The organism is Campylobacter sp. 2018MI13, assembly GCF_018501135.1.
Classification (GTDB): domain Bacteria; phylum Campylobacterota; class Campylobacteria; order Campylobacterales; family Campylobacteraceae; genus Campylobacter_E.
In genome coordinates, this window is sequence record NZ_JAHCZC010000081.1 from 1 (window position 1) to 7,761 (window position 7,761).

Consider the following 7,761-nt stretch of genomic DNA (forward strand, 5'->3'; position numbering starts at 1 on the left):
CATTTTTAGCATTATAGTTTTAAGATTTAATTTGAAAATATGTTTTTTGAAAGTAAAGGTCTTAACTCATCGTGTCTAATTATTTCTAATTTTAGAAAATGTAGTGTGAAAAAATGTGAAGAAAAATAAAAATATAAAAAATTATGAAAAATTGTTACAAAATTACACTATTAATAATATATAAAATAAGTATAAGGTTTTTATTATTAATTTATAAAAGATAAAAGTAGTAAAAATATAATATTTAAAGCTTTAAAAGAATTTGAAATTCCTTAAAACTTTAAATATATAAAATTATTTAACTTTTTCTACTGCATCAAGTATTGTTTTTTGAGATTTTATATCGTTTATATCAGTTTTAAAATATAATTCAACTCTATTATTTTTGATAGATTCTAAACTATTATTATCAAATCTAGGATTGTTTGCTCCATAGCTTTTGATACTAAGTTTTGATGAATCAACCCCGCTTTTAATAAGTATCTCAAGGACTTCTCTAGCTCTTGCAGTTGCTAAATCAAAACTTGTTAAATAACTATCATCATTATCGCTAAATCCACGAATTTCAAGCTGAACCCCATCTCCTAAGCCTTGCATTATCATTTTAATTCTTTTAAGATATAAAATATCATCACTATTTGCAACTCTAGTTTCATCTTTATTAAATAACAATATTGAAGGAAGTTCCATATAAAATTGGTTTTCTCTTTGATCTAAAATAGCTTTTAGTTTTTCTATACTTTCTTGCTGATTTATATTTTGAGCTTGTAAAGCACGAGATTCTTCGTTATTTGATGGACTATGTTTGCCATCTGTTTTACTCTCTTTTTCTACCACCTGCGTGCTTGGAAAATCAAAAATCTTTACAAATTCTTTCGTTAAAGCCTTTGCTTTATCAGTATTTACCGAAGCAATAGCGTAAAGTGCGATAAATAACGCTAGTAATAATGAGAAAAAGTCTGCTAAAGGAACAGCCCATTTCTCGCATGCTGGTATTGGTGGGCACTTTTTTTTCTTAGACATTATTATTCACCAAATTGTGATTTAGGCACTAAACCATGTGGGAAATATAAAAATAGCTTTTGCTCTAAATCTCTTGGATTTGCACCTTCTGCTATACCAACTACCCCAGCCATCATAAGCTCTTTTTCTACTATTAAATCATGTCCGTTACCTTTGATTTTGTTTCCCCAAGGCACAAACACTCCATAACAACAATAAATCCCTGTAACCGTAGCCGTAAATGCACCCGCAATACCCATCGCCATTGCTTGCGGATTATCAAGTAATTGAAGTGCTAGCATAAGACCGCACACCGCTCCAACAAGTCCGAATGTAGGACAAGACTCACCTACACGACAAAAGAATTCCCTACACTCATCATAATAAGTTTCTGAATGAGAAATATCAAGCTCCATACTTTCTTTTATCTCTTCAACATCTTTACCATCAACCATCATCATCATTGCTGATTTTAAGTAGTGATTATCTATTTCAGCTACTTTTGGTTCAAGTGCTAAAAGCCCATCTTTTCTAGCAATAGAAGCAAATTCTATTAACTGATCGGTTCTTGCTTGAAAATTAACCCCACTACCTTTAAAAACTATTTTAAGCTCTTTAAAAGCTCCTTTTATAAAATATTTATTCGTTCCAACCATAGTAGAGAAAAATGCTGTTGGTAAAACGATTAAAACCGATGAAATATGAATAAGGTGTAATGGGTTACCACCTTCTAAAATATCCCCTACGCAAATAGATGTAAGAGCTAAAACCATTCCTAAGACCGTTGTTAAATCCACATTTTTTCCTTTATTTAAATCTTAAAATATTACATTCATTTAGTTAAAATTTCTTCATTATATACTTTTATGCAATTTTTGCCAGCATTTTTAGCAGCATACACTGCTAAATCGGTTTTTTTCATAAAATCATTAGAATTTGTAATAGTAGTAGGTAAAATTGTAGCCACTCCTATACTAATACTACTTTTCCATCTATCATCTAACTTATTTCCTACTTGAATATTTAAACTTCTAGTAACATTTAAAAGTGTTTTTGCTAGCAACATAGCACCATCAATATCTGTATTTGGTAGTAAAACAAAAAACTCATCTCCACCAAGTCTTGCTAAAACATCATCAGTTCTAATAGTTTCTTTGATTGTTTGCGAAAATTCTCTTAATACCTTATCGCCCATTTCGTGTCCATAAGTGTCATTTACTTCTTTAAAATTATCTAAATCAATCATTAAACCACTTGTAATTAACGAATTTTCTTTAGCTTCATTTAAAATAACTTCTAAAACTTCAAATAAATGTCTTCTATTTGGTAAATTTGTTAATACATCTGTTAAAGCTATGCTTCTTAAAGTTTGATTTGTTGCTGCTAATTCTCTTGTTTTCTCTTTCACTTTTAATTCAAGATTTCTTTTAAGTTCTAATAATTCGCTATTTTTCTTAACTACAACATTTAAAAGATTACTAAGAGCTTTTACTAAAGGTGCTGTTTGCTTATTTTCATTTTGAACTACTATCTCATAAGCCTCTTTAGCTTCAAGACCTTGATTAATTAATTCTATTTGTTTTGCCATATTTTGGTCAATCCCTAAAATATGAAAAGCAAGCCAAGAAATCAAAAACTCTAACAAACTCTTAACAGCTTCTTTATTAGTGCCATCTCCAACATCATCATATAATTGCTTAGTTTGTTCTATAAACATTTTATGACTTAATTTATGCTCTTGAAAAAAATCACTATAAATATTTACATTTTGCATTAGCATTTCTTCTTCTGAAAAATGCTCTTTAGCATAGTTTAAAATACCATTAAAAGCTTCATCTAATTCGTTTTTATTTAAATTCTTTTCGCTTAATTTTAAAGCTAGTTCATTTATTAATTGCACTAAATAATAATGCTGCTTATCAACATTATCAATATTTGTTTCATAGTCTTTATTCCAAGCAAATATTATTTCCATAACCTTTCCCTTTATTTTAATTTATCCCAACTTTTCCCAACACTCAAACTCGTTTTTAGTTTAACTTTTAAACCATAAGCATTTTCCATTATATTTTGAGCTATTTTTGAAAATTCTAATACATATTCATCTTTTACTTCAAAAATTAACTCATCGTGAATTTGCAATATCAATTTTGCATTTTCACTCAAATATGGATAAATCTTAATCATAGCTAATTTAATTAAATCTGCTGCCGAACCTTGCAAAATGCTATTTATACATTCTCTATCGTTTGCATTATTTATCTTAATATCATTTGTATATTTGAAAAATCTTTTCCTACCTAAAAGCGTTTTGATATAACCTAAATCTTTTGTTTGTTTTTTTGTATTTTCAAAATATTCTTTAATCAAACTAAAAGAAGCAAAATATTTTTTAATATAATCACTAGCATCACTATATGGTATTTTTAACTCTTCACTAAGTCTTCTAGCACCCATTCCATAAATTAGACCAAAATTTATGCTTTTTGCATAATTTCTTTTATCTTTATCGCTCGTGCCAAAAATCTCAATAGCAGTTCTTGTATGAATGTCTTCATCAAATAAAAATGCTTTTAATAAATTTTCATCTTGGCTAAAATGAGCCAACATTCTAAGCTCAATTTGAGAATAATCAAGACTAATAAATGAATAACCAGTTTGCGGGATAAAAGCTTCTTTTAAATAACTTGCATATTTGCTTCTAGCAGGGATATTTTGTAGATTTGGATTGTTTGAGCTAAGTCTTCCTGTTGCTGTGCCTGTTTGTAAAAAGTTTGAACGCACTTTGAAATTTTCTTGATTATCTACATTTAACTCAAGCAATGGTAAAACATAGGTGCTAAGGACTTTGCTAGCGGTTCTATATTCTAAAATCAATTCAGCAATAGGATGCTCTATGCTTTGCAAGGCTGCTTCATTGGTTGAGCCTTTATGATTATCAGGTAGTTTTAATTTATCATATAAAATCTCTTTAAGTTGCTTTGGAGAATTTAAATTAAAGCTTAAGCCAACCATATTAAATATCTGATTTTCTAATTCTTTTAAATTAAGCTCTAATATATTTTGAAGATTTAATAATTTTTCTTTATTTAGTGTAATTCCATTATTTTCTAAAGAAATTAAAACTTTAATAAACTCACATTCAAAATCAAATTCTTTTTTGCGTTCATCATCTAAGTTTTTAAAAGCGTGTTCATAAATTGCTTTAGTTATAAACGCATCTTCACTTGCATATTCACAAGCTAATTTGGTATCAATATCGCTAAAATTTTCGCCCTTTTTAACTACTTCTTCATAAGCTAAACAAGTATAATCAAAATACTCCTTAGCAAGATAATCAAGTGAGTATTTAGAACTTGAATCAAGTAGCCAAGCAGCTATCATACTATCTTTAAATTTCTTTGGATATGAAATACCTAAGTCATTTTTCAGCATTTTTAAATCAAATTTTAGATTATGACCTATTATTACTTTTTCAAATATCTTATTTATAGCTTTTATAGCATCTTCTTTAGCAATATTTTTTGCATTTTTATGTAGTATTGGAACATAATAGCTTTTATCTTGATTACAAAACGAAAATCCAACTATCTTATCATCATAATTAAGCCCTGTTGTTTCGGTATCAAACCCAACCTCATCACCTAAATTATCTATAATCTTAAATAATTCTTCTTTATCATCTAATAAGGTTTTTGTATATTTTAAGCTTACTTGTTTTTCTTCTTTTATCTCGTTTTGTTTATCTATAAATTTTAAGAATTTAAATAATTCAAATTCTCTTAATTCATCTTCAATATTATTAAATATATTAATACTTGGCTTACTAGCCTTGCTTAGAAAATCTCCTAAAGGCAAATCATCAACTAATTTTGCTAATTTTTTAGATAAAACTGCATCATCTTTATGTTCGGCTAATTTTTTTTGAGAACTTTTATTGCCTAATACATTTAGATTTTTATATACATTATCAAGGCTATCGTATTCGTTTAATAGTTTTTTAGCAGCAACTGGTCCAATACCAGGAATACCTTTAAAATTATCAGCACTATCGCCTACTAAGGTTAAATAATCAAGCATTTGATAAGGCTTAACTCCAAATTTCTCAATACAAGCTAACTCATTTATAATCTCATAATTCTTACCAATTAGCTCGGTATTATTATCATCAAGCAATTGATAAAGGTCTTTATCGGTTGAATAAATGCTAGTAAATAAGCCTTGTTGCTTAGCAAACTTACTAACACTAGCAATAATATCATCAGCTTCATAATTAGGAATTTCTATTGATAAAAATCCTGATTTTTTAATAAGCTCGATACATACTGGAATTTGCTCTTTTAATTCAGGCTCTAATTCTTTTCTATTAGCCTTATAATCAGGCAAAAGCTCTTTTCTAAATGACCCGCCCGAGCTATCTAGTGCAAAAACTACATAATCACATTCAATTTCTTCAACAATTTTTAACATAAAATTTAATAAACCAAATATCATTCCTATTGGTTTTTCATCTTTTGCACTTTTTAAATTCCTCATCGCATAATAAGAGCGAAATAGCACATTTAAAGTATCTACTACTATTATTTTTTTCATATTTTCTACCTTTGATTTTGCCTTTATGTTATCAAAAGAATAATTAATAAAACTAATAAAAAACTAATTTTCATTTTTAATTTGCTTTAAAGTTTAATTTAATAAATTTCGTGTTTTTTAAAGGAGATTTTATGAAAAAAATTAGCGATTTTATTTCAAAAAATTTAGCTATTTTGGTTTTAGTTTGCACTACTTTTGCTTTGTTTTATCCAAGTATTTCTAATATTATTAAGACAAGTTATGTTAATTATTTGCTTGGAATTATTATGTTTGGAATGGGGCTTAGCGTTAGAGCTAGTGATTTTAAGGAATTATTTTTAAGACCTAAAGATGTGATTATAGGTATTTTTGCACAATTTATAATAATGCCTTTTATAGCTTTTGTTTTGATTTTTGTTTTCAAACTTGATACTGCTTTAGCAATAGGTGTTGCTTTAGTTGGTGCTTGTCCTGGTGGCACTAGCTCAAATGTGATTAGCTACCTAGCAAAAGCTGATGTTGCTTTATCAGTTAGTATTACAAGCTGCACTACGATTTTAGCTCCGATAATTACTCCATTTATTACTTATTTATTAGTTGGAAAAAGCATTGATATTAACGCTATTTCAATGTTTGTTAGCATTATTCAAGTAATAATTATTCCTATTTTATTAGGTGTTTTAGCTCATAAGTTTTTACCTAAAATTACTGAAAAATTACAAGATACTTTGCCACTTATTTCAACCTTTGGAATTGTAGCTATAGTAATGAGCGTAGTTGGTGCGAACGCAACAAAAATCTTAGATAATTTAGGCATTATTTTAGTAGTTGTAATGCTTCATAATGTCTTAGGCTATCTTTTAGGCTTTTTTGCGGGAAAAATCTTTAAACTAGAATTAGCAAAACAAAAAACTCTAGCAATAGAAGTAGGAATGCAAAACTCAGGCTTAGCTGCTTCACTAGCAACTACTCATTTTGCTGCTTATCCTTTAGCTGCTGTTGTGGCTGCTTTATTTAGCGTGTGGCACAATATTTCAGGTGGGATTTTAGCAACAATTTTTAGAAGATTTTAATATTTATAATTCCTATTTTAATTTTAAAATAGGAATTATTTTAAATTAACTTGTAAAACTAAACTAGCTTCTTTTAAATAATCAACAACTTTTTTTAATCGTTTTAAATTCTTCTTCGCTTTTTGGCTTTTCGCCTGTTTTTTCACATTCAGCTAAGTATTTTTCATAGCTTTGAGTTTTTGTTTTAAAAAATGCTTTAAGCTTTTTAAACATTGCTTGTCCTTAATCTTGTATAAGCAAACTTGCTTCTTAATTAACCTCAAGCACAATTAGAATTTAAACGCTCTTTCTCACGCTTTAAAAATTCTTCTTTGCTTAAAGGCTCTTCATTTGGGTATTTTTCCTTATGCTCTTTTAAATAAGCTTCATAATCAGGAATACCACAAGCTGCTTTGAGTTTATCAAAAAATCCCATAGCTTTCTCCTTAAGTTAAAATAAAATCTAAAGATAACATAAAATATTTGCTAATCAATCTCTTTTATGCTCTAATCTAAATTCTCTTGGATTTTGTGGATTTTTACCTTGCCATAATCCTAATTTATTGGCTCTTGCGTATTTTTCATCATCTAAATATTTTTTCGTATAGTTTTGATACGACCACGCACAACCATTTCTTACCATTGCTTTATTTATATCTTCGCCATTAGCATAGACAATACCTACAACCCGTCCATATTTATCTTTGTCTTTAATCTCTAACTTAATATCTTTATTTTTAAGAAAATCACTTAGCATATTTTTACAAAATTGCCCGTATTCTTGAGCGCTTTCTGGTGCATCTATACCATAAAATCTCACTTTGATTTTTTCTCCTTTGCTAAGCAAAACTATAGTATCTCCATCACTTACTTTTTCTAGTGAATACTCTTTAGTAAAAGAAGTAAAATAAGAAAAATTTGCAACTACTAAAAAAACAATTAAAGCAATTATTTGATATTTAAATGGTAATTTTTTTATTAATTGCATTTGTGCTTTTGTTGGTTTTTTCATATTAATCCTTAAAATTATTTTTTATATAATATTATTTTTAAAAGGATTTTACAATGGTTTTTATAAAAGGTTTTATATTAATATTATCATTAATTGTTGCTATCGGAGCTCAAAATATGTTTG

General features: G+C 27.9%; 8 protein-coding genes. 1 reads left to right on the forward strand and 7 read right to left on the reverse strand.

What is annotated here, in order from left to right; all coding sequences use genetic code 11:
• Nucleotides 1-294: 294 nt before the first annotated feature.
• The 4 genes from motB to polA are packed head-to-tail and all read right to left on the reverse strand — an operon-like array spanning nucleotide 295 to nucleotide 5,595.
• Complete coding sequence (motB, locus tag KJQ99_RS07960) at nucleotides 295-1,023, reverse strand: flagellar motor protein MotB (protein WP_214150479.1); 729 nt, start codon at nucleotides 1,021-1,023, stop codon at nucleotides 295-297.
• Nucleotides 1,024-1,025: 2 nt separating this feature from the next.
• The gene (gene motA, locus KJQ99_RS07965; protein ID WP_214118320.1) at nucleotides 1,026-1,799 is read right to left on the reverse strand and encodes a flagellar motor stator protein MotA; all 774 of its coding nucleotides are present in this window, start codon (nucleotides 1,797-1,799) and stop codon (nucleotides 1,026-1,028) included.
• 35 nt (nucleotides 1,800-1,834) lie between these two features.
• The gene (locus KJQ99_RS07970) at nucleotides 1,835-2,977 is read right to left on the reverse strand and encodes a GGDEF domain-containing protein (RefSeq protein WP_214120526.1); all 1,143 of its coding nucleotides are present in this window, start codon (nucleotides 2,975-2,977) and stop codon (nucleotides 1,835-1,837) included.
• An 11-nt stretch (nucleotides 2,978-2,988) separates the two neighbouring features.
• Nucleotides 2,989-5,595 carry a DNA polymerase I gene (gene polA / locus KJQ99_RS07975; RefSeq protein ID WP_214150480.1) on the reverse strand — a complete coding sequence of 869 codons (2,607 nt, stop codon included), beginning with the start codon at nucleotides 5,593-5,595 and terminating at the stop codon, nucleotides 2,989-2,991.
• A 131-nt stretch (nucleotides 5,596-5,726) separates the two neighbouring features.
• Here polA and KJQ99_RS07980 point away from each other — a divergent pair, with 131 nt between their 5' ends.
• Nucleotides 5,727-6,647: a bile acid:sodium symporter family protein gene (locus KJQ99_RS07980; RefSeq protein WP_214150481.1), complete on the forward strand. Its 921-nt coding sequence runs from the start codon at nucleotides 5,727-5,729 to the stop codon at nucleotides 6,645-6,647.
• 81 nt (nucleotides 6,648-6,728) lie between these two features.
• On the opposite strand, the gene KJQ99_RS10880 is transcribed toward KJQ99_RS07980, so the two are convergent.
• Genes KJQ99_RS10880 through KJQ99_RS07990 form a run of 3 tightly spaced genes read right to left on the reverse strand, consistent with a single transcriptional unit; the run spans nucleotide 6,729 to nucleotide 7,638 of the window.
• Entirely contained in the window at nucleotides 6,729-6,860 is a 132-nt protein-coding gene (locus KJQ99_RS10880; protein WP_275591981.1) for a hypothetical protein, read from the reverse strand.
• Between the two features lie 46 nt (nucleotides 6,861-6,906).
• Nucleotides 6,907-7,062 (reverse strand): CstA-like transporter-associated (seleno)protein, encoded by a 156-nt coding sequence (locus tag KJQ99_RS07985; RefSeq protein WP_214120529.1) that lies wholly within the window; start codon nucleotides 7,060-7,062, stop codon nucleotides 6,907-6,909.
• A gap of 54 nt (nucleotides 7,063-7,116) precedes the next feature.
• Nucleotides 7,117-7,638, reverse strand: coding sequence for a thermonuclease family protein (locus KJQ99_RS07990; RefSeq protein WP_239802921.1), 522 nt, complete (start codon nucleotides 7,636-7,638; stop codon nucleotides 7,117-7,119).
• Between the last annotated feature and the right edge of the window lie 123 nt (nucleotides 7,639-7,761).